The following is a 19,655-nucleotide window of genomic DNA, read 5'->3' as shown; positions in this document are numbered from 1 at the left end:
TGGGATGCCTGCGGCAGGAATATCCGCAAGCCGAAGACAAGCTCAGTCGAGCGGGATCTCGCGGCGCAGCACCCCGTCGGGGCCGAACAGCAACAGCCGCCCGTCCCGCGTCGTCACCAGCCAGGCATCGGGCGTCTGCGTCACCGCGAGCACCTCCGCCCGCGCGGGCATCTCCAGCCGGTCGGGTGTCTTGACCGCTCGCCCCGGCAGGCGCGTGACAAGCAGCGCCACGATGGCTATGACCCCCGCGATCATCACCGCCGTCAGCACCGTGACCAGCACCCGCAGGAAGCGGAGGTTGGCGGGTTCAGGGGTTTCCATGTCCGGCACCGTCCCTCCCTCCGAGATCGTGAGCTTCGTCATCGCGGTCGATCCGCCATCGCGTCTCGATAAGGCAATCGCCCGCGACGTGCCAGTCGAGGCGCATCTGTCCCGCTCCCGCCTTGCCCGCCTAATTGCCGACGGCGCGGTGACGGTGAACGGCGCCGTCGCCGGGGCGCGCGACCGGGTGGACTGGGGCGACCGCGTCGCCATCGTCGTGCCCACACCGGATGACCCCGAGACCCGCCCGGAGGACATCCCGCTGTCCGTTCTTCACGAGGACGCCGACCTGATCGTGGTGGACAAGCCCGCCGGCATGGTCGTTCACCCCGCCCCCGGCAGCCCCGGAGGGACGCTGGTAAACGCGCTGCTGCACCACTTCGGCGGCGCGCTGTCGGGTGTGGGGGGCGAACGGCGGCCCGGCATCGTGCACCGCATCGACAAGGACACTTCCGGCCTGCTGGTCGTCGCCAAGTCGGACGCCGCCCACCATGGCCTCGCCGCCCAGTTCGAGGCGCACAGCGTCGAACGCCGCTATCTTGCCGTGGTCCACGGCGTGCCGGACGCGGGCGATCCGCGCCTGCGGGGCACGCGGGGGATCAGTTGGGAACAGGCCGACATCCTCAAGATCACGACACGCCTCGCGCGCCACCGCACCGATCGGCAGAAACAGGCAGTTACCTGGGACGGCGGGCGCCACGCGGTGACACGCGCGCGGGTGATGCAGGGTTTCGGCGCCGCCGCGCTGTTGGAATGCTGGCTTGAGACGGGGCGAACGCACCAGATCCGCGTGCACATGGCCCATGCCGGTCATGCGCTGGTGGGCGATCCGACCTACGGCGGCGGCCGTCGCCTGCCGCGCGGCCACCCGGGCGCCGATGCTGTGGTCGCCTTTCCGCGCCAGGCCCTCCACGCGCGCACGCTTGGGTTCGTGCATCCGGTGACGGGGGACGACATGCGCTTCGCCTCGCCTGTGCCCGACGACATGGAGCGCCTTCTCGTCGCGCTGGCAGGGCCCGACGGGAACAGTTAACCGGTTGTTCACGTTTGATGGTGCATCACGGCACAGACCATCCGCCATTCGCGCCCTGTGCGTGACCTGGCGGAAGATGTAGACGTTCTTTCCGGCGACGACCGCGGCGGCCGATGACGCCCCCGTGATCACACGTTGCTTGACCTTCCCGGGGGCCGTGACCACATACCTGACAAAGGGTTTGTTAAGCCCCTTAACATGAGGGAGACATGACATGGCAGCCACCTATGCGAACCTTCCGGCGCCGAACCCCGAAGCCGGGCTCAACCGTTATCTTCAGGAGATCCGCAAGTTCCCCATGCTGGAGCCTGAGGAGGAATACATGCTCGCCAAGCGGTGGGTCGAGGAGGGCGATACCGAAGCGGCGCACAAGATGGTGACGTCGCACCTGCGCCTCGCCGCCAAGATCGCCATGGGCTACCGCGGCTATGGCCTGCCTCAAGCCGAGGTGATCTCGGAAGCGAACGTGGGCCTGATGCAGGCCGTCAAGAAATTCGACCCCGAAAAGGGCTTCCGCCTCGCCACCTATGCGATGTGGTGGATCCGCGCCGCGATCCAGGAATACGTCCTGCGGTCCTGGTCGATGGTCAAGCTCGGCACGACGAGCGCGCAGAAGAAGCTGTTCTTCAATCTCCGCAAGGCCAAGAACCGTATCGGCGCGCTGGAGGAGGGCGACCTGCGCCCCGAAAACGTCGCCCGGATCGCCAACGACCTCGGCGTGACCGAGGCCGAGGTGACGTCGATGAACCGCCGCATGTCCGGCGGCGACGCGAGCCTTAACGTGATGATCGGCTCGGATGGGGACGGCAGCACCCAGTGGCAGGACTGGCTGGCCGACGACAGCGCCGACCAGGCCGGCGACTACGCCGAGAAGGACGAGTTCGACAGCCGCATCGGCCTGATGACCGAGGCGATGGAGGTGCTCAACGACCGCGAACGTGACATCCTGACCCAGCGCCGCCTGAACGAGGAGACGGTTACGCTGGAAGATCTGTCGGGCAAATACGGCGTCAGCCGCGAGCGCATCCGTCAGATCGAGGTGCGCGCCTTCGAGAAACTGTCCAACCGGGTGCGCGATCTGGCCCGCGAAAAGGGCATGGTTCCGGCCTGACGGGCGGACCATGACCGACGCCGACGAAGGGGCCGTTTCCTGCGGGGAACGGCCCCGTTTTCGTGCTATCCTGACCTCTCGATCCGTCTGGGAGGGACCCGCCATGAGCTACTTCGACGCCACCGTCATCGCCGTGCCGCAGGCCAATCGCGATGCCTTCATCGCCCACGCACGGCAGATGTGGACCGACATCCTGAAACCCGCGGGTGCGCTTGCGCAGGTCGAGACATGGGGCGACGACGTGCCCGACGGCAAGGTCACGTCCTTCCCCATGGCGGTCCAGTGCCGCGACGACGAGGCGGTCGTGTTCTCCTGGATCGAATGGCCCGACAAGGAAACCCGCGACGCGACCTGGGCCCGCATCATGGAGGATGGCACCGACATGGGCGAAATGCCCTTCGACGGTCAGCGGATGATCTTCGGCGGCTTCCGCCCGGTGGTCTCGGAACGGGCCTGACCCTTGTCGCAGCCGGTCCCGAACCCCACATGAATGGGTCGAACGGAGGATGCGACATGGCTGGTGGATGGTCCCGTGACGGTGCGGTCGGCGAACAGATCGAGGCGTCGATCAACGATGAACTGGCACGCCTCAAGGCGCGCCGCGCGCCCGTGGGCGAAAGCCTGACGCATTGCGCGGAATGCGAGGAACCCATTCCGGAGGCGCGCCGCCGGGCCCTGCCGGGCGTCAAGCTCTGCATCGACTGCGTAACCGAACGCGACCGCCGCGCCGCGCCGCGTGGCGGCATCAACCGGCGCGGCAGCAAGGACAGCCAGTTGAAATGATGCCGCTCGCGCGGCATCCTTCCGGGGCAGGGGGGGGCGCGCATGACAGCGGATCCGATCAGATGGGGCGTGCTCGGCGCGTCCGACTTCGCGCGGCGCCTGATGGGCCCCGCGATCCACGCCGCGCGCGGCCATGTGCTGGCCGCGGTGGCCAGCCGGACGCCCGCCAAGGCCGATGGCTTCGCCGCATTCGCGCCCGGCCTGCGGGTGCACGACGACTACGACGCGCTCCTGGCGGACGAGGGCATCGACGCCGTCTACATCCCGCTTCCGCATACGCTGCACGTCGAATGGGCGATCCGCGCGCTGGAGGCGGGCAAGCCGGTGCTGGTGGAAAAGCCGGTCGCCATGCATGCGGACGACATCGATCCCCTCATCGCCGCGCGCGACCGCACGGGCCTGACTTGTGTCGAAGCCTACATGATCGTCCACCACCCCCAATGGCACCGACTTCGCACCCTGCTGGACGATGGCGCGATCGGGCGGCTGCGGCATGTGGATGGCGTGTTCACCTACGACAACTCGGCCGACCCCGGCAACATCCGCAACAGGGCCGACACTGGCGGCGGCGCGCTGCCCGACATCGGGGTCTACTCCATCGGCTCGACCCGCTGGGCCACGGGGCGGGAGCCGATGGAGATCACCCATGCCGACATCGACTGGGAAGACGGCTGCGACGTGCTGACCCGTGTGTCCGCCCGGTTCGACGGCTTCACGGCGCATTGGGTCAACTCGATGCGCCTGCTGCCCGAACAATTCGTGCTGTTCCACGGCGAGACAGGATTGATCCGTCTGACCGCACCCTTCAACGCCGGCAAGTTCGGCGAGGCGCGGCTGGAACTGCGTGACCGAAGCGGCATCACCCGGATCGAGACCTGGCCCGACGTCAATCAATACGTCCTCCAGGTCGAGGCGTTCGGCGCCGCCCTTCGCGGTGAGGCGCCTTTCCCCTGGACGCTCGAGGATGCGCGCGGCACCCAGACCGCCATCGACATGGCCTATGCCGCCGCGGGCGGACGGCCCGCTTGATCTCCGCGCGCCATGAAAAAGGGGCGCGGAGGATGCCCCCGCGCCCCTTCCGGCACCGGCCGGCGAAGCAGGATCACTCCTTGTCTTCGCCCTCCACGGTGTCGGCGGTCTGATTGATGACTTCGGTCTCGACGACCTCGTCCTCGTCCTCGTCCTTCTGCGACGCAAGGCCCGACGGGGCCTGCATGTTCGCCAGCACGAAGTCGCGGTCGATGGTCGGGCGGCTGCCTTCGGGCAGCGTCACGTCCGAGATGGTGACGGTGTCGCCGATCTCCATCTTCGAGCAGTCGACCGTGATCGACTCGGGGATATCGCCGGCCGTCACGCGCAGCTCGACCTCCGGGCGAACGATCGTCAGGACGCCGCCCTTCTTGTCGCCGGGGCTGCCTTCGACGCCTTCATAGACGACGGGGATGAACAGGTTCACCTTGGACGTCCGGCGCAGGCGCATCAGGTCGACGTGGGTGGGCAGGTCCTTGACCTTGTCGCGCTGCACATCGCGGGCGATGACGCGGACGTCGTCGTGCCCCTCGACCTTCAGGTTCCACAGCGTCGCGCGGAAGCGCCCGGCATGCAGCTTGGCGAGCAGTTCGTTGAAGGGCAGCTCGATCGCGACAGGATCGGCCCCGCCGCCATAGACGACACCCGGGACCATGCCGTTGCGGCGTGATTGACGAGCGGCCCCCTTGCCTGTCCCCGTCCGGGCATGTGCCACGAGATCCGGAATCTCATTAGCCATGATAATTCTCCATCTGTTCGGTTTGCGGCGGCCTCCAAGGGTGTCCGCCGGGCGTTCGGAAAGCCGCCCTCTAAAGCGGCCCGCGCCCCGAGGCAACCCCGTTTCGATTGCAGGCGCCGCCGTGCGCGCGTATGCCCGCCGGGCAAGGAGGCCCGCCATGACAGACGATCCCGCGACCCTGGTTTCGACCCGCTGGCTGGCTGCCCGGCTGACCTCGCCCGACCTGCGGATCATCGACGCGTCGTGGTATCTGCCCGACATGAACCGAGACCCGCGCGAGGAATACGCCGAGGCGCATATTCCCGGTGCGCGCTTTCTCGACCTCGACGATGTCAGCGATGCCCGCTCCGCCCTGCCGCACATGGCGCCGCCGCCCGAAAAGTTCCTGTCGCGGATGCGGCGGATGGGGGTTGGCGACGGGCATACCATCGTCATCTACGACGGCGCGGGCATCTTCTCGGCCGCGCGGGTCTGGTGGCTGATGCGCCTGTTCGGGCAGACATCCGCCGTGCTCGATGGTGGCCTGCCCAAATGGCGGGAGGAGGGGCGCCCCGTCACCTCCGATTTGCCCGGCGTGCGCGACCGGCACATGACCGTGACCCATCGCCCCCATCTGATGCACGACGTGACGCAGGTGGCGCAGGCGGCCAAGCTGGGCCATGCCCAGATCGTCGACGCCCGCAACGCGCCCCGCTTCCGCGGCGATGAGGCCGAACCCCGCCCCGGCCTGCGCGCGGGCCACATTCCCGGGTCGAAGAACGTGCCCTACCGCACGCTGTTCAATTCCGACGGCACCATGAAGGATGGCGCCGACCTCGCCCGCGCCTTCATCGCGGCGGGGGTGGACCTCAAGAAGCGCGTCATCACCACCTGCGGCAGCGGGGTGACGGCGGCGATCCTGAACCTCGGCCTTGCCCGGTTGGGCCACGCCGATCACGCGCTCTACGACGGCAGCTGGGCTGAATGGGGCATGTACCCGGACCTTCGCATCGAAAGGGGCTGACCCATGTTCCAGAACCTGAAACCCCAGGCCCCGGACGCCATCCTCGACCTGATGGTCGCCTACGCCGCCGACCCCCGGCCCGAGCGCATCGACCTGGGCGTGGGCGTCTACCGCGACGCGGCGGGCAACACGCCCGTGATGCGCGCCGTCAAGGCGGCCGAGCGTCGCCTGGTCGAGACGCAGACCACCAAGACCTATACCAATCTGTCGGGCGATCCGGCCTTCGCCGAGGCCCTCTCGGCGCTGGTGCTCGGCGATGCCGCGCCGCGCGCGCGGCTGGCCGCCGTCGCGACCCCCGGTGGCACTGGCGCGATCCGGCAGGGGCTGGAGCTTCTCCGCATGGCCGCCCCCGACGCGCGCCTCTGGCTCTCTACGCCGACCTGGCCCAACCATCCCGCCATCGCGCGTCATGTGGGTCTGTCTCTCCGCGCCTACCGGTATTTCGACGCTGCCACCGGCGGGGTCGACTTCGACGCCATGATGGACGATCTGGCGCAGGTGGGGCCGGGCGATGTCGTGCTGCTCCACGGCTGCTGCCACAACCCCACCGGCGCCGACCTGACGCCGCTGCAATGGCAAACCGTCGCCGATCATCTGACCACACGCGGCGCGCTGCCCTTCGTCGATCTGGCCTACCTCGGCTTCGGCGATGGGGTCGAGGCCGATGCCGCCGGCCTGCGCACCCTGATCGCCCGCGTGCCCGAGGCGCTGATCGCCGTCTCCTGCTCCAAGAACTTCGGCATCTACCGTGAACGGACCGGGCTTCTGCTGGCTCTCGCTCCTTCCGCCGACCGCCTGCCCGCGACGCAGGGTGCGCTCGCCGCGCTCAACCGCCTGAACTACAGCTTTCCACCCGACCATGGCGCCCGGGTGGTGACGACGATCCTGACCGATGACACGCTCCGCGCCGACTGGCTGGAGGAACTCGATGCGATGCGCGCCAACATCCGCGCCCTGCGGGCCGGCCTGGCCACGGCGCTACGCGACCTGACCGGCTCCGACCGCTTCGGGTTCCTCGGCGCGCACCGGGGAATGTTCTCGCTGCTGGGGGCGACGCCCGAGCAGGTGGCCGCGATGCGCCGAGATCACGGTGTCTACATGGTGGGCGACAGCCGCATGAACATCGCGGGCCTGTCGCCCGACGCCGTGCCGCGCCTTGCCGCCGCCATCCGCGCCGCCGGGGTCTGACGCGCCCGGCTGGACATGGCCGCCCTGATGCGCTTCACCTCTGCCGTGACAGGGGAGGGCACGCTCATGCGACACGGTGGCAGGATACTGGCGGATCAGTTGCGCATCCAGGGAGTGCGGCGGGTGTTCTCGGTGCCGGGGGAAAGCTTCCTCGCCGCGCTCGACGGCCTCCACGACAGCGGCATCGCCAACATCGTCTGCCGTCAGGAAGGCGGCGCCGCGATGATGGCCGAGGCGACGGCCAAGCTGACCGGCACGCCCGGCGTCGTCTTCGTCACCCGCGGTCCCGGCGCCACAAACGCCAGCGCGGGCCTGCATGTGGCGATGCAGGACTCCACGCCCCTCATCTGCTTCGTGGGCCAGATCGCCCGCGCCCACCGCGACCGGGAGGCCTTTCAGGAGGTGGACTACCGCGCCTTCTTCGGCCCGCTGGTGAAATGGGTGGCCGAGGTGGACGCGACCGACCGTCTGCCCGAATACATCGCGCGCGCCTTTTCCGTCGCGCAGTCGGGGCGCCCCGGTCCGGTGGTGCTGGCGCTGCCCGAAGACATGCTCTCGGCCACGGCCGACGTCCCCGACCGTCCCGCCGTCACCGTGCCGAGTCCGGCCGTGCCGGACCTCGGGCCGCTGATCGACCGGCTGCGGCAGGCGCGGTCCCCGTTGGTCGTGGTGGGCGGCCCCGGCTGGTCCGACGACGCGGCGAAGGATCTCGCCGCCTGGACCGAACGCCACGGCCTGCCGGTCGCCGTCGCCTTCCGGCGGCAGGACTACATCGACAACCGCTCCCCCGCCTATGCGGGCGACCTGAACGTCGGCCCGAATCCGAAGCTGATGGCGCGGCTCAAGGCCGCCGACCTGGTCCTCGCGCTGGGCACCCGTCTGGGCGACATCGCCACCGGCGGCTACGAAGTGCTCGACCCCGTCCACGACCGCCCCGCGTTGATCCACGTCCATCCCGACCCGTCGGAGCTGAACCGTGTCTGGACCGCCGATCTGCCGATCGAGGCGCGGGCACCGGACGTCATCGCCGCCCTCGCCGCGCGCGACGACGACCTGCCCGGCTGGCACGACATCCAGGCGGAGGCGCGGGCGGAGTACGAGGGCTGGATCAACCCCCGGGAAACGCCCGGCGCCGTCAAGCTGGAGCAGGTGATCGCCCATCTCGACCGGGTGCTGCCCGACGACGCGGTGGTGACGAACGGCGCAGGCAACTACGCAGGCTTCCTGCACCGCTATTTCCGCTGGCGCCGGTTCGGCACGCAACTTGCACCGACCTCGGGCAGCATGGGCTACGGCTTTCCGGCCGCCATCGCCGCCTCGCTCCAGCGTCCCGGCACGCCAGTGGTTTGCCTTGCCGGCGACGGCTGTTTCCAGATGACTTGCAACGAGATGTCCACCGCCATGCAGCACGGTGCCACGCCCGTGGTGATCGTCGCCAACAACGGCCGCTACGGCACCATCCGAATGCACCAGGAACGGCACTATCCGGGCCGCGTGTCGGGCACCGATCTGGCCAATCCGGATTTTGCCGCCATGGCGCGTGCCTACGGCGGTCAGGGCTGGACGGTTACGGAACAGGCCGACTTCGCACCCGCGCTCGACGCTGCGCTGGCCTCTGGTACGCTGGCCGTGATCGAACTCCGCCTCGACCCCGACATGCTGTCGACCGGCGCGTCGCTGTCGGACATGGCGGGCTGACGCCGCCGGTATCGCACGACGACCGCCTCAGGGACCGGACGCGGCCCGATTGGCAGAACGGCCGCGTCCGGCAGGGCCGGGGGCGGAGGGTGCACGCCCGCCGGCCTGTGGGGTCAGCCCCGCGCGCGGATCGCAGCGGACTGTGGGGTCTGGTCCGGGGCAGCGACGGGCGCGGGGCGCCGCGTCCATGGCAGGACGATCTCGCTGACGCGAGTGGCTTCGATGGTGCGATCCATCCAGGTCTGACTGGCCATTCTGACGCTCCTTGATCTGACGGGATCAGGGTCGCGTCGACACTTGGCGCCCGTTGGACCGTGCCGCGGTCATTCGGAGGCGTGAATGTGGCTAAAGTCGGATCGCCGCGATCAACCGGCCGTAATCGGCCTGACCCGCATGGGTGCTGCGCCGGTAGGAATAGAAACGTGCCGGATCGCCATAGGTGCAATGCCCGATCCATCCCGCCTCGACTCCCGCCGACCGCAGCCGGTGCAATCCGTACCCCGGAAGGTCGAACAGGTATCGGTCGTTCTGGCCGTTGGCGAAGAAGCGCGATGCATCCAGGTCTTCCGCCATGAAGGTGTCCAGAAGCTCCGGACCCACCTCATAGGCGCGCTGGCTGATCGTCGGTCCGATGGCCGCACGGATATCGCCGCGTTCCGCGCCGAGCGCCACCATGGCATCCACCGTCGCCTCCAGCACACCGGCCAGCGCGCCCTTCCATCCCGCATGCGCCGCACCCACCACACCGGCGCCGGGGGCATGGAAGAGCACCGGCTGGCAGTCCGCCGTCAGCACGCTCAGCACCTGGCCCGGCGTCGCCGTGACCAGCGCATCGGCCGCCCGCGGTGCCGACAGGGGGCTGTCGATCACGACGACATCCGCCGAATGGACCTGGTTCACCCCGTGCAGCGGTCCGCCCATGACGTCGGCCACGCGGGCGCGGTTCATCTCGACCGCCTCGGTCTGGTCGCTGGACCCGATGCCGCAGTTCAGCCCCTCGAAGATGCCCGACGACGCGCCGCCGCGTCGCGTGAAGAACCCGTGGACCACCTGTCCCAGGATATCGGATCGGAGGGCTTCCAGTGTCATGGATCGAATCCCGGTGGCAGGGGTACGCCGGTCGGGACCAACGCGATGGCCTTGAAAAGGTCGCCCATCTCGGCCGGGTGGGTCAAGCGCCGATGCGCCGCCACATGCGCCTCCAGCGCGGGCGCCGTCATGCTCCGCGCCAGCGCCTGCGCGCGGGCGGTGATGCCCAGCCGCTCCAGCAGCAGGCCCTGCGGTGTCATTGCGCTGACCCGAGCCGGGGTGGCGGCGCCGGCCACCGCCTCGAAATCCACATGCGCGGTCAGGTCGGCCTGTCCGGGGTGGGCCAGCGGGTCTTCGGGCGCGTGGGCACGCAGGGCCTGCAACGTGTCGCCCCGGCTGCGCCAGTGCCCGTAGTCGACGAAGATCGCCACGCCGCCTTGCGCCACCCGCTCCGCCACAGCGCCCACCGCACCGGGAAGGGCGGGGCAGCGTTCGACCATCGTGCCGTCGGGCACTTCGTGATGGTCCAGTTCCGGCACCGTCACCACGGGGCCCAGCGCGAAGGCCAGCGCGCCATCTTCCTGCGCCACCAGCCGCTCCCGCCAGCCCTTGCCATCGCGCACATGCTGGCGGATGGGCAGGGCGTCCAGAAACTCGTTGGCCACGAAGAACGTGGGCAGATCCGGCAGGTCCGACAGATGGTCGTGCCAGACCGCCCCGACACCGCTCAACGTCCGCGCCTGCTCCCCGCGCAGCACCTCGGACGCCTCGACCAGATGCACCTGCGCCGCCTCGACAAACCCCGGCACCGCCCGCCCGGCACGCAGCATGTCCGCCATCAGCGTCCCGCGCCCCGGCCCCGCCTCGGCCATCGCAAAGGGCGCCGGCCGCCCTTGATCGAGCCACGCCTGCGCCAGACACAGGCCCAGCATTTCGCCGAACATCTGGCTGATCTCGGGCGCGGTGACGAAATCGCCCCCCGGCCCGAAGGGATCGCGCGTCGAGTAATAGCCCAGCGTCGGGTGCAACAGGCAATCGGCCATGAAATCCGCGACGGTCAGCGGGCCCTGCGCCCGGATGCGCGCCAGCAGATGATCGCGCAGCGTCACGCCCGCGCGGTCGCCCGCCGCCATGCGCTGACCGACAGCCAGGCCGCCCCCAGCCCCACCGCCACCATCGGCACCGACAGGACCTGCCCCATCGACAGGCCGAAGTCGCCCCAGCCGATCACGTGGCCCAGCGGGTTGTCGGGCGTGATGTACTGCGCGTCGGCCTGCCGGAAATGTTCGACGAAAATGCGCGCCGCGCCGTAACCCGCGAGAAACAACCCGCAGATCAGCCCCCGCGCCTTCAGCCCGCCGGCAAAGGCGACGGCCCAGAGCACGATCAGCAGCACCACCCCCTCCAGCGCCGCTTCATACAGCTGGCTCGGGTGGCGCGCGCAGAATTCGCCCAGGTTCGTGCAGGCCTGCGCCGCGTCGCCGGGAAAGATCACCGCCCAGGGCGCGGTCGACGGCCGACCCCAGAGCTCCGCGTTGATGAAATTGGCGACCCGCCCCAGCCCCAGCCCCAGCGGCGTGCAGAGCGCGGCGAGGTCCAGGATCGACCGGATCGGTATGGCGTGGCGCATCGCATAGACGATCACCGCGACCCCGGTCGCGATCATGCCGCCGTGGAACGACATCCCCCCCTGCCAGACCGCAAGGATCTCGAGAGGATGTGCAAGGTAGTACGCCGGCTGGTAGAACAGGCAATAGCCCAGCCTGCCGCCGCCCACGATGGCCAGGACCACCCAGGTCATGATGTCCTCGACCTGCGTGCGCGTCATGGGCGCGGTGTCGTTCGGCCACAGGCCCGGCCGCGCGACGGCCCAGCGCGCCATCAGCCAGCCGCCGAGGATGCCCACGATATAGGCGGCCGCATACCACTTCGGCGCGATGTCGAACCCGCCGATGGACAGGCGGAAGATGTCGGGCGAGACGTCGGGGAACGGGATGGCGAATATCATGCGTCAGCACATGCCCGCGCCCGCCGGGGGGGTCAATCCTTGAGGTCGGCGCATCCCCGCCCCATATTGCGAGTGAACAGCCCGGAGGCCCGAAGATGCAGACCCGCAACCGTTTCATGGACGATATCGGCCAGTTGATGACCAACGCGATGGGCGTGGCCCAGGGCGCGCGGACCGAGGCCGAGACCGCGATGAAGTCGATGCTCGACCGCTGGATGGCCGACCGCGACTTCGTCACTCGCGAAGAGTTCGACGCCGTACGCGCAATGGCCCAGAAAGCGCGGGAGGAGAACGAGGCGCTTTCCGCCCGTCTCGCCGCGCTCGAAGGCAGCGCGTCGGACAAGGGCGCGGCGAATAAGGCCTGAGCGCCTTCACGCTTCGTTAACCGCTTGGGCTCAGAACCTGACCTGCGCGCGGGGGCCTTCCGGCCCCGAATCGGAATGACGGGCCGCCCGGCCCTCCGGACATTGCCTGTGGTCAACCGCAGGGGTTTGGGCATAGGGGGCATCCGCCCCCGACCGTCGGTTCACACCACGAACCCGGTACCGATCCCGGATCTGCCGAGAAACCGACCCCGACCGGGCGCCCCATCCGGGGCGTCCGGCGGACCGCATGGTCGCTAACCCGCCAGAAGCTCCAGCAGGCGGTCCACCTCGGCCTCGGTCTTGGTGAAATCGCAGACCATCCGGCAAAGCGGCCGCTCACCCTCATCCATCAACCCATACCGCGCCTGCCCCAGTGCCCGGTCATGCATGGCGCGCGGCATCCGGCAGAAGATCATGTTGGCCTGCGGTTCATGCGCCATCTCGGCTCCGATCCGGCGCAATCCGGCCGCCAGCCGCTGGCCCGCCGCGTTGGCCGTGCGCGCATTCTCCAGCCACAGCCCGTCCTTCAGATAGGCCGCCATCTGCACGGATAGGTAGCGATGCTTGGACCAGAGCTGGGCGCCCCGCTTGCGACGCAACTGCATCTCCCAATGCTTCGCGCCGTCGCGCATCACGATGGCCTCGACCCCCATGCAGCCGTTCTTGGTGCCGCCGAAACTCACCATGTCGAACCCGCGCGCAAGCTGCGCCGCCGAACAGCCCAGCGCGGCGCAGGCATTGGCGAACCGCGCGCCGTCCAGATGCGTGCCCATGCCCGCGTCCCGCGCGATGCCGGTCAGCGCATCGAGGTCGTCCAGCGAATAGAGCGTCCCCGATTCGGTCACATTGGTCAGGCTCAGCGCCCCGCGCTGCACTCCGTGGATGTCCTTGGTGCCCACGACGGCCATGGCCGCGCGCAACGCATCCGGGGCGATCCGGCTGCCCTCGCCGTCGATCAGCGTCAGCTTGGCGCCGCCGGTATAGAACTCCGGCGCGCCGCATTCGCTGCGCTCGATATGGCTGTTGCGATGGGCGAAGATCGTCTCCCAAGGCGCCACCATCCCCGCCAGCGCCAGCACGTTGGCCCCCGTCCCCGTGGCCACCAGCAGAACCTCCGCCTCGGGCCAGTCGAACAGGTCGCGCAGCGCGTCGCGCACGCCGGGCATCCAGTCGTCGTCCCCGTAAGGCATCGCCGCGCCCGTGTTGGCCGCGACGATGGCGTCCATGATGGGCTGCGCCACGGGACCCGTGTTGTCGGATGCGAAGTTCAGATTCATCTTTCGTCCCCCAGCGGCTCGTCGATGATGTGGTCTTCCCAGTCGTCCTCGTGGACCTGCAGTTCCGATAGCGTCTCGTCCATCAGGGATGCGCCCGCCAGATGCGGCGACATCGGATCGCCGGTCAGCAGCGGATGCCACGATGGCAACGCCCGCCTTTCGTGCAGGCGGCGATAGGCGCAGGTCTCGGGGAAGAAATAGACTACCTTCGGCAGCGTCTCGGGCGTCAGCACCACGCATTCGGGCACATATTTCAGCCGCGTCTCGTAGCTTGAACAGCGGCAGGTGGAATCGTCGAACAGGCGGCAGGCGATCCGCGTCAGCGCCACCTCTCCGGTGTCCTCGTCCTCCAGCTTGTTGAGGCAGCACTTGCCGCAGCCGTCGCACAGCGCCTCCCATTCCGCCGGCGTCAGGTCAGCAAGGGGCCGGGTCCAGAACTCCGGGCGCAGCCCCGTCCGGTCAATGGGGTCAGAGGTCATCCAGAACCGCCCGTGCCCGCGCGCTGTCGTCGTCCATCTGCGCGATCAGGGCAGGCAGGCCGTCGAACCGCATCTCCGGGCGCAGGAACTCCACCAGCGCGACCGAGATCGGCGTATCGTAGAGGTCGCCGGAGAAGTCGAACAGGAAAGTCTCCAGGTTCGGAGTGTTCTCGCCGAACATCGGCCGCACGCCGAGCGAGGCGACACCGCGATAAGCCCCCGCATGCGGCCCTTCGAGCACGTCGACCAGCACGGCATAGACGCCCATGCGCGGCAGGTGCAGCCCCTCGACCGACAGGTTCGCCGTTGGATAGCCAAAGTCCCGGCCGCGCTTCTCGCCGTGCAGGACGGGGCCCTCGATCCGGTGCCAATGGCCCAGCATGGCGGCGGCGTCGCGCGGACGGCCTTCGGCCAGCGCCTCACGAATGGCGGTGGAGGACACCGGAACCTTGCCCCCGCCCAGAAGGTCGGCCACCGTCACCCCGAACCCCAGCCGCGCGCCACCGTCGCGCAGGGTCGCGACGTCCCCCGCGCGCCCCTTGCCGAAACGGAAATCCGTGCCGACCACGACATGCCGCAGCCCCAGTCCGGCTGAGAGCACGTCTGCCATGAACGCCTCGGCCGACAGCGGCCGGATGGCAGGGAAAGGCAGTTCGAACAGAAGGTCCACGCCCAGCCGCGCCAGACGGTTCGCCCGCGCTGTGGCCGACATCAGGCGGAAAGGCGGGGCGTCGGGCGCGAAGACCTGTCGGGGATGCGGCTCGAAGGTGACGACGGCGAGGGGTGCCTCGCCGCGCGCGAGGTCCAGCACATGCTGATGCCCCCGGTGCACCCCGTCGAAGTTCCCGACCGCCGCCGAGGCGCCGCGCGCATCGGCCGGAATGTCGCGATGATCGGTGAAAATCCGCATGGGCACGCGGCTAGCCCGGCGGAAGGAAAGGCGCAAGCGCCCCCGTCTTTGCTTTCCGAATATCCCTGTCGGAGGCTTCGGAACCCCGCAACCGGCGCGTCAGTCGAACTTCCGCGACGGCGCCAGAACCTGAGCCTCGCCCTTCAGGACGACGGTGTCGCCCACGGCGCAATGAGTATCCATCGTGACGCGCCGCTTCGACAGGTCGATGCCGGTGACGCGGACGACCGCCTGCACCGTATCGCCGGGGCGGACGGGCGCGAGAAAACGCAGGGTTTGGCCCAGGTAGACCGTGCCGTGGCCTGGAAGCTGCTCGCCGATGACGGCCGAGATCAGGCCGGCGGTGAGCATCCCGTGCGCAACGCGGCCTGCGAAGATCGTCTCCCGCGCATGGGCCTCATTCAGGTGGACGGGGTTCCGGTCGGTCGAGACCTCGGCGAACAGCTCGATATCGCGATCGGTGACGGTCTTCCGCAGGCTGCGGGTCATGCCGATCTCGATATCCTCGATGCAGATCGTGCCGCGTGGCGCGTTGTCGAGCATGGTCGCCCTCCCGGGATTGGACAGGAGGCACATAGCATGAATGCCGCAACGCAGCAAGCGTATCGGCAATTTTAATACTCTATGAGTGAGAGTGTAGAAACAATCCTACCGAAGCGTGCCGATCACATATGTCGGCTCTACCCCCGTTTCCAACAGATAGCGCGCCAGCCGGTCCGGATCGGGGTTGCCGCCCACGACCGTTCCGGTTTCGAAAGCACCGAGGCCGCCCGAGATGAACAGCAGGTCCAGATCCTCGCCCATCGCGCCGGCGGCATCGGTCGCAGGGCCGTCGCCCATGGCCAGGATGGCATCGTCGGGGATCTCCTCGATTGCATGCAGGCGCCGGCGGGCCAGGTCGTAGATCGGCGGATGGGGTTTGCCGAAATAGAGGCTCTCGCCTCCCATCTCGGTATAAAGCCGCGCGATCGCGCCAGCGCACCATTCGCGAACCTCGCCCCGGTCCACTACGATGTCGGGGTTGGCGCAGAGCAGCTTCAACCCCCGGGTCTTGGCCGCCAGCAACTGCGGGCGCAGGTCGGACGGATCGGCCTGTGGGTCGAAGGGGCCGGTGCAGACGATCCCCTCCGCTTGGTCCAGCGGGACGCGTTCGATGTTCAGGGGGTCGGACAGGATGGCCGGAACCTCGAAAAAGCCCGCATCGTGGGCGGGGCCCAAATGCCAGACGCGGCGGCCCACGGCGCCGTCGAACATCGCGACCCGCGCCGAATCGCCCGAGGTCGCGATGTCGTCGTAGCAGTCCTCCGGCACGCCGAAACCCACGAGCTGTCGCGCCACGCCGGCGCGGGGTCGAGGGGAGTTGGTCACGAAGATCACCCGCCCGCCCGTCGCGCGGAAAGCGCGCAGTGCCTCGACCGCGCCGGGAATGGCGCGGACGCCGTCGTGGGCGCAGCCCCAGAGGTCCACGAACAACGCGCGGTAGCGGTCCGATATTTCGGACAGGGAATCGATGATCTGCATGGGTGGCGGCTTTCCGTCTCGGTCAGGGTCGCCCCGCTTCTACAGCACAGGGCGACCCGGTCCAGTCAGACGCCCGAGACGGCGAGCATCTGCGCCTCGGTCGGGGTAAGGTAGGGGATGCGCGGCGCGCCGAAGCCCGTGCCGGTGGCCGTATGCGGAAACAGCCGCCCCATGTCGGCCAGCATCGTGCGGTTCAGGCAGCGGTTGGTGGCGCGGGCGGGATGATAGCTTTCGACCGCCAGCCCCCCGGCCAGCACGGCCTCCTGCCCGGCGCAGGCGATGCCGTATATCGTGACCTCTCCGTGCGGGACGATGGCGGTGACGGCGTGGCCATCCTCGAACGCGGAAAGGGGCGCGAAGGCCAGCGTTCCGCCGACCAGCGGACGGCAGCGCGGGCTGTCGATCAGGATTTGGGCGTGACTGCCCAGCAGCACGTCCTGTTCGGGACCGGAGGCACCGAAGGCGCGGGCCGCCACGCGGTAGAACATCGGCCGTTCGCCCGCCGAGAGGTAGCTGCGCGACCCGATCCAGTCGATCTGCGCGGTACCGCCTCCGCGCGTCATCACACGATCGCCGGGGATCAGATCCTCGACCGCGACGGGGCCGTGCAGGCCCCGCAGCATGGCCCCCCGCGCGAAGCTGGAGACGGCGGCCTCCATCTCGGGCGTGTCGGGAAGGGCGCGCCGGTCCCATGTGGCGGCGCCCCGGTCGTCGATCCAGGCCAGGTCGTAATGCGCCAGCGCGCGTGCATCGTCATGAACGGATGCAGAAGACAGGCCGGGAACCGGGCTGTAGGATGCGGACGGAAGCCGCTGATAGGCAGTCATGGCAGTTTCATTCCGGCAGCAGCGGCCCCCACCGCTGACCGCGGTTTTACCGCGCGGGGGCGCGTCCGGTCCACGGCAAAGGGCGAAACAATCGGTTTCCGGGGGCCGTTCCGATGCCGATCCGTGCATGATAGGGGCTGGGCATGAACAGCTCCGACACCCCCCTCAGCCAGGCCCGCCGCGCACTGGAGGCCGAGCGCTCGAAGGAGGCGCGCGATTTGCTGGGTCCGCTGCTGGAGGCGCGGCCAGGCATGGTGGAGGCATGGCTTCTGCTGGCCCGCGCCCGTGCCGCGCTGGGCGAGGATGACGCCGCCCGCGAGGCTTTCGGCCGCTGCGCCACACTGGCGCCGAAGGAGCCCGTGGTCTGGCTGGAGCGCGCCCTGTTCGAAGGCGCGCGCGGCCAGGGCGGGCAGGTGGTGCGGGAGGCGCGCAGGGCCGGCGTGGCGCAGGCGCTGGCGACGATGGTGCAGGCGGCCGCGTCGGGCAAGGGCGCACGGGCGACGGGGGCGGGGGCGGCCACGCGGGCCGACTTGGCCGCCCTGTCGCAAGGCGGCAATTTGCGCGCGGTCGAGGCGCGGGCGGTCCCGTTGCTGCGCGCGCGGCCGGGCGCCGCCGTCTGGGGGTTGCTGGCGCAGGCACGGCTGGCGGCGGGGCGGACGGGCCCGGCGGCGGAGGCATTCCGGCAGGGCCTGCGGCTGGAACCCTATGCAGTCGATCTGCGGCTGGGGCTGGTGCGGGCGTTGCAGGCGCAGGGCGACGTCCTGCCCGCGCTGGTCGAGGCACGGCAGGCGGCGCGGATGGCGCCTTTGCTGCCCGCCGCACAACTGATCCACGGGCGGCTGTCGTTGCAGGCGGGGCTGGCCGACCGGGCGGCCGCCATCGCGGCCGAGGTGCTGGCCCGGCGCCCGACCGACGACGCGGCGCTGGCGCTTGCGGCGGAGGCGGCGATGCAGGCGGGGCGAGCCGAGGAGGCGCTTGCCCATGCCCGCGCGCGCAAGCCCGACGCACCGGCGGCAGCGGCCATGCTGGCGAAGGCGCTGGCCGATGCGGGCCGGGCGGAGGAGGCGCTGGCCGTCCACGACGCGCATCTGGCGCGCACCCCCGACGACAGTGCCACGCTGACCGCGCGGGGGCAGTTGCGGCAGTCAACCGGCGACGCGGCGGGTGCGGAGGCCGACCTGCGCGCGGCCATCGCCGCCGATCCCCGGAACGGTACCGCATACCGGGCGCTCGCCTACGGGGTGCGGCTGGCGGCGGACGATCCGGCGGTGGGCGCGATGCAGGCAGCGCTTGCGGGCGACCTGCCGGCGTTCGACCGGCGGATGATCGACTATGCCCTTGGCCGGGCATTGCAGCGCGACGATCCCGACGCGGCTGCCGCGCATCTGGCGAAGGCGAATGCCTCGATGCTGCGAAGCTATCCCCACGACCCCCGCCCCATTCGCGCCCAGTGGGAGCGGATCGCCACTCGCGACTGGCCCCTGCTGCGGGCGGCGACGGAGACAAGCGGGGCCACGGCCGCGCCGATCTTCGTCACCGGCTTGCCCCGGTCGGGAACCACGTTGGTGGAGGCCATCCTGTCGTCGCACCCCGAGGTCGCGGCGGGCGGAGAGCTTGCCGTGCTGCGCCATACGGCCAGGCCCTTGCGCGACCTGCTAGCCGGAGGCGCGGTGCCGGATGAGGCCGCGCTGAGGCGGGCCGGCGAGGCCTATGACGCGGCGGCGCGGAGGAAAGCGGGAGAGTGTACGCTTCGGCTGACGGACAAGTCGATCCAGTCGTTCCTGGAGATCGGGCTGATCCGCGCGATCCTGCCCCGCGCGCGCGTCGTGGTCGTCACCCGCGACCCGCGCGATACCGGCCTGTCGATCTGGCGCAATCATTTCCACGACGGCACCCACCGCTATGCCGCTTCGCAGGAAGGGATCGCCGACCGGATCGGGCTGTTCCATGACGCCATCGCCTTTTGGCGGCAGGAGACACCCGGGGCGTTCCACGAGATCGCCTATGAGGCGCTGCTGGACGCGCCCGAGGAGCAGGCGCGCGCGCTGCTGGCGGCCTGCGGGCTGGACTGGGACGCGCGCGTCCTGTCGTTCCACGAACGCGCCGGCCGGGTCGAGACCTTGAGCTTCGCGCAGGTCCGCCAGCCGCTCTACCGGTCGTCGCGGGGAGGGTGGCAGGCGGCGAGGGAGGAGATCGCGGAGTTGATTGCGGGATTGGAGGCGAGGGGGTTGGTGGAGGGGTAGGGGTTGGTAGGAGAAGTCTTGTCGCATCTCGGTGCGCCGAATTCGCCGGAGTAGTAGTTTGATGACTCTTGAAGGCTGGAGGTTTCTTCAA

The 19,655-nt window shown here is 69.6% G+C and carries 22 protein-coding genes; 10 read left to right on the top strand and 12 right to left on the bottom strand.

What is annotated here, in order from left to right:
* Positions 1–42: 42 nt before the first annotated feature.
* Positions 43–321 carry a DUF6476 family protein gene (locus JAN5088_RS04795; RefSeq protein WP_082429816.1) on the bottom strand — a complete coding sequence of 93 codons (279 nt, stop codon included), beginning with the start codon at positions 319–321 and terminating at the stop codon, positions 43–45.
* Here JAN5088_RS04795 and JAN5088_RS04790 point away from each other — a divergent pair.
* The 5 genes from JAN5088_RS04790 to JAN5088_RS04770 all read left to right on the top strand — a co-directional run bounded on the left by JAN5088_RS04790 (position 320) and on the right by JAN5088_RS04770 (position 4,277).
* Positions 320–1,354, top strand: a complete 1,035-nt coding sequence (locus tag JAN5088_RS04790) for an RluA family pseudouridine synthase (RefSeq protein WP_055681657.1) — start codon at positions 320–322, stop codon at positions 1,352–1,354. The genes JAN5088_RS04795 and JAN5088_RS04790 overlap by 2 nt on opposite strands.
* 214 nt (positions 1,355–1,568) lie before the next feature.
* Positions 1,569–2,465 (top strand): RNA polymerase sigma factor RpoH, encoded by an 897-nt coding sequence (gene rpoH / locus JAN5088_RS04785; protein WP_055681656.1) that lies wholly within the window; start codon positions 1,569–1,571, stop codon positions 2,463–2,465.
* 103 nt (positions 2,466–2,568) lie between these two features.
* Positions 2,569–2,922 carry a DUF1428 domain-containing protein gene (locus JAN5088_RS04780; protein ID WP_055681655.1) on the top strand — a complete coding sequence of 118 codons (354 nt, stop codon included), beginning with the start codon at positions 2,569–2,571 and terminating at the stop codon, positions 2,920–2,922.
* A 56-nt stretch (positions 2,923–2,978) separates the two neighbouring features.
* Complete coding sequence (locus JAN5088_RS04775; RefSeq protein WP_055681654.1) at positions 2,979–3,248, top strand: DksA/TraR family C4-type zinc finger protein; 270 nt, start codon at positions 2,979–2,981, stop codon at positions 3,246–3,248.
* A gap of 42 nt (positions 3,249–3,290) precedes the next feature.
* Positions 3,291–4,277, top strand: a complete 987-nt coding sequence (locus JAN5088_RS04770) for a Gfo/Idh/MocA family protein (RefSeq protein WP_055681653.1) — start codon at positions 3,291–3,293, stop codon at positions 4,275–4,277.
* 73 nt (positions 4,278–4,350) lie between these two features.
* On the opposite strand, the gene JAN5088_RS04765 is transcribed toward JAN5088_RS04770, so the two are convergent.
* Positions 4,351–5,016, bottom strand: a complete 666-nt coding sequence (locus JAN5088_RS04765; protein WP_055681652.1) for a 50S ribosomal protein L25/general stress protein Ctc — start codon at positions 5,014–5,016, stop codon at positions 4,351–4,353.
* A gap of 157 nt (positions 5,017–5,173) precedes the next feature.
* On the opposite strand from JAN5088_RS04765, the gene sseA reads away from it, so the two are divergent.
* From sseA to JAN5088_RS04750, 3 genes are all read left to right on the top strand, one after another.
* Entirely contained in the window at positions 5,174–6,019 is an 846-nt protein-coding gene (gene sseA, locus JAN5088_RS04760) for a 3-mercaptopyruvate sulfurtransferase (protein WP_055681651.1), read from the top strand.
* Positions 6,020–6,022: 3 nt separating this feature from the next.
* Positions 6,023–7,207, top strand: coding sequence for an amino acid aminotransferase (locus JAN5088_RS04755; protein WP_055681650.1), 1,185 nt, complete (start codon positions 6,023–6,025; stop codon positions 7,205–7,207).
* A gap of 66 nt (positions 7,208–7,273) precedes the next feature.
* Positions 7,274–8,905: a thiamine pyrophosphate-binding protein gene (locus JAN5088_RS04750; protein WP_055681693.1), complete on the top strand. Its 1,632-nt coding sequence runs from the start codon at positions 7,274–7,276 to the stop codon at positions 8,903–8,905.
* A gap of 113 nt (positions 8,906–9,018) precedes the next feature.
* Here JAN5088_RS04750 and JAN5088_RS18855 read toward each other — a convergent pair whose 3' ends face one another.
* From JAN5088_RS18855 to lgt, 4 genes are all read right to left on the bottom strand, one after another.
* On the bottom strand, positions 9,019–9,159 hold the full coding sequence (locus JAN5088_RS18855; RefSeq protein ID WP_158448468.1) for a hypothetical protein: 141 nt from the start codon (positions 9,157–9,159) through the stop codon (positions 9,019–9,021).
* 91 nt (positions 9,160–9,250) lie between these two features.
* Positions 9,251–9,994, bottom strand: coding sequence for a peptidoglycan editing factor PgeF (gene pgeF / locus JAN5088_RS04745; RefSeq protein ID WP_055681649.1), 744 nt, complete (start codon positions 9,992–9,994; stop codon positions 9,251–9,253).
* Positions 9,991–11,067, bottom strand: coding sequence for a class I SAM-dependent methyltransferase (locus tag JAN5088_RS04740; RefSeq protein WP_055681648.1), 1,077 nt, complete (start codon positions 11,065–11,067; stop codon positions 9,991–9,993). Before JAN5088_RS04740 ends, pgeF begins: the two co-directional genes overlap by 4 nt.
* Positions 11,040–11,942 carry a prolipoprotein diacylglyceryl transferase gene (gene lgt, locus JAN5088_RS04735; RefSeq protein WP_055681647.1) on the bottom strand — a complete coding sequence of 301 codons (903 nt, stop codon included), beginning with the start codon at positions 11,940–11,942 and terminating at the stop codon, positions 11,040–11,042. The genes JAN5088_RS04740 and lgt overlap by 28 nt, the downstream gene beginning before the upstream one ends.
* 95 nt (positions 11,943–12,037) lie before the next feature.
* Between lgt and JAN5088_RS04730 the strand changes: the two genes are divergently transcribed.
* The gene (locus JAN5088_RS04730; RefSeq protein WP_055681646.1) at positions 12,038–12,307 is read left to right on the top strand and encodes an accessory factor UbiK family protein; all 270 of its coding nucleotides are present in this window, start codon (positions 12,038–12,040) and stop codon (positions 12,305–12,307) included.
* Between the two features lie 254 nt (positions 12,308–12,561).
* Here JAN5088_RS04730 and JAN5088_RS04725 read toward each other — a convergent pair whose 3' ends face one another.
* The 6 genes from JAN5088_RS04725 to JAN5088_RS04700 form a co-directional block, all read right to left on the bottom strand.
* A complete protein-coding gene (locus tag JAN5088_RS04725; RefSeq protein WP_306455450.1) occupies positions 12,562–13,584 on the bottom strand; it encodes a threonine aldolase family protein in 1,023 nt (340 codons plus the stop codon).
* Complete coding sequence (locus JAN5088_RS04720; protein WP_055681645.1) at positions 13,581–14,063, bottom strand: YcgN family cysteine cluster protein; 483 nt, start codon at positions 14,061–14,063, stop codon at positions 13,581–13,583. The genes JAN5088_RS04725 and JAN5088_RS04720 overlap by 4 nt, the downstream gene beginning before the upstream one ends.
* Positions 14,053–14,973: a bifunctional riboflavin kinase/FAD synthetase gene (locus JAN5088_RS04715; protein WP_055681644.1), complete on the bottom strand. Its 921-nt coding sequence runs from the start codon at positions 14,971–14,973 to the stop codon at positions 14,053–14,055. The genes JAN5088_RS04720 and JAN5088_RS04715 overlap by 11 nt, the downstream gene beginning before the upstream one ends.
* Positions 14,974–15,072: 99 nt before the next feature.
* The gene (locus JAN5088_RS04710) at positions 15,073–15,516 is read right to left on the bottom strand and encodes a MaoC family dehydratase (protein WP_055681643.1); all 444 of its coding nucleotides are present in this window, start codon (positions 15,514–15,516) and stop codon (positions 15,073–15,075) included.
* Positions 15,517–15,621: 105 nt separating this feature from the next.
* The gene (locus JAN5088_RS04705) at positions 15,622–16,494 is read right to left on the bottom strand and encodes a TIGR01459 family HAD-type hydrolase (RefSeq protein ID WP_055681642.1); all 873 of its coding nucleotides are present in this window, start codon (positions 16,492–16,494) and stop codon (positions 15,622–15,624) included.
* A gap of 65 nt (positions 16,495–16,559) precedes the next feature.
* Positions 16,560–17,321, bottom strand: coding sequence for a Hint domain-containing protein (locus tag JAN5088_RS04700; protein WP_055681641.1), 762 nt, complete (start codon positions 17,319–17,321; stop codon positions 16,560–16,562).
* Positions 17,322–17,464: 143 nt separating this feature from the next.
* Between JAN5088_RS04700 and JAN5088_RS04695 the strand changes: the two genes are divergently transcribed.
* Positions 17,465–19,564, top strand: a complete 2,100-nt coding sequence (locus tag JAN5088_RS04695) for a tetratricopeptide repeat-containing sulfotransferase family protein (protein WP_055681640.1) — start codon at positions 17,465–17,467, stop codon at positions 19,562–19,564.
* The last annotated feature ends 91 nt before the right edge of the window (positions 19,565–19,655 follow it).

The organism is Jannaschia rubra (assembly GCF_001403735.1).
GTDB classification, from domain to species: domain Bacteria; phylum Pseudomonadota; class Alphaproteobacteria; order Rhodobacterales; family Rhodobacteraceae; genus Jannaschia; species Jannaschia rubra.
This window is presented reverse-complemented; position numbering and strand designations above follow the sequence as displayed.

Coding starts and splice junctions, on each gene's coding strand:
- JAN5088_RS04775 (WP_055681654.1), top strand. CDS start 2,979: ATGGCTGGTGGATGGTCCCGTGACGGTGCGGTCGGCGAACAGATCGAG.
- JAN5088_RS04750 (WP_055681693.1), top strand. CDS start 7,274: ATGCGACACGGTGGCAGGATACTGGCGGATCAGTTGCGCATCCAGGGA.
- JAN5088_RS04765 (WP_055681652.1), bottom strand. CDS start 5,016: ATGGCTAATGAGATTCCGGATCTCGTGGCACATGCCCGGACGGGGACA.
- JAN5088_RS04730 (WP_055681646.1), top strand. CDS start 12,038: ATGCAGACCCGCAACCGTTTCATGGACGATATCGGCCAGTTGATGACC.
- JAN5088_RS18855 (WP_158448468.1), bottom strand. CDS start 9,159: ATGGCCAGTCAGACCTGGATGGATCGCACCATCGAAGCCACTCGCGTC.
- JAN5088_RS04770 (WP_055681653.1), top strand. CDS start 3,291: ATGACAGCGGATCCGATCAGATGGGGCGTGCTCGGCGCGTCCGACTTC.
- JAN5088_RS04700 (WP_055681641.1), bottom strand. CDS start 17,321: ATGACTGCCTATCAGCGGCTTCCGTCCGCATCCTACAGCCCGGTTCCC.
- JAN5088_RS04725 (WP_306455450.1), bottom strand. CDS start 13,584: ATGAATCTGAACTTCGCATCCGACAACACGGGTCCCGTGGCGCAGCCC.
- JAN5088_RS04790 (WP_055681657.1), top strand. CDS start 320: ATGTCCGGCACCGTCCCTCCCTCCGAGATCGTGAGCTTCGTCATCGCG.
- JAN5088_RS04710 (WP_055681643.1), bottom strand. CDS start 15,516: ATGCTCGACAACGCGCCACGCGGCACGATCTGCATCGAGGATATCGAG.
- lgt (WP_055681647.1), bottom strand. CDS start 11,942: ATGATATTCGCCATCCCGTTCCCCGACGTCTCGCCCGACATCTTCCGC.
- sseA (WP_055681651.1), top strand. CDS start 5,174: ATGACAGACGATCCCGCGACCCTGGTTTCGACCCGCTGGCTGGCTGCC.
- JAN5088_RS04705 (WP_055681642.1), bottom strand. CDS start 16,494: ATGCAGATCATCGATTCCCTGTCCGAAATATCGGACCGCTACCGCGCG.
- rpoH (WP_055681656.1), top strand. CDS start 1,569: ATGGCAGCCACCTATGCGAACCTTCCGGCGCCGAACCCCGAAGCCGGG.
- JAN5088_RS04780 (WP_055681655.1), top strand. CDS start 2,569: ATGAGCTACTTCGACGCCACCGTCATCGCCGTGCCGCAGGCCAATCGC.
- pgeF (WP_055681649.1), bottom strand. CDS start 9,994: ATGACACTGGAAGCCCTCCGATCCGATATCCTGGGACAGGTGGTCCAC.
- JAN5088_RS04740 (WP_055681648.1), bottom strand. CDS start 11,067: ATGGCGGCGGGCGACCGCGCGGGCGTGACGCTGCGCGATCATCTGCTG.
- JAN5088_RS04720 (WP_055681645.1), bottom strand. CDS start 14,063: ATGACCTCTGACCCCATTGACCGGACGGGGCTGCGCCCGGAGTTCTGG.
- JAN5088_RS04695 (WP_055681640.1), top strand. CDS start 17,465: ATGAACAGCTCCGACACCCCCCTCAGCCAGGCCCGCCGCGCACTGGAG.
- JAN5088_RS04755 (WP_055681650.1), top strand. CDS start 6,023: ATGTTCCAGAACCTGAAACCCCAGGCCCCGGACGCCATCCTCGACCTG.
- JAN5088_RS04715 (WP_055681644.1), bottom strand. CDS start 14,973: ATGCGGATTTTCACCGATCATCGCGACATTCCGGCCGATGCGCGCGGC.
- JAN5088_RS04795 (WP_082429816.1), bottom strand. CDS start 321: ATGGAAACCCCTGAACCCGCCAACCTCCGCTTCCTGCGGGTGCTGGTC.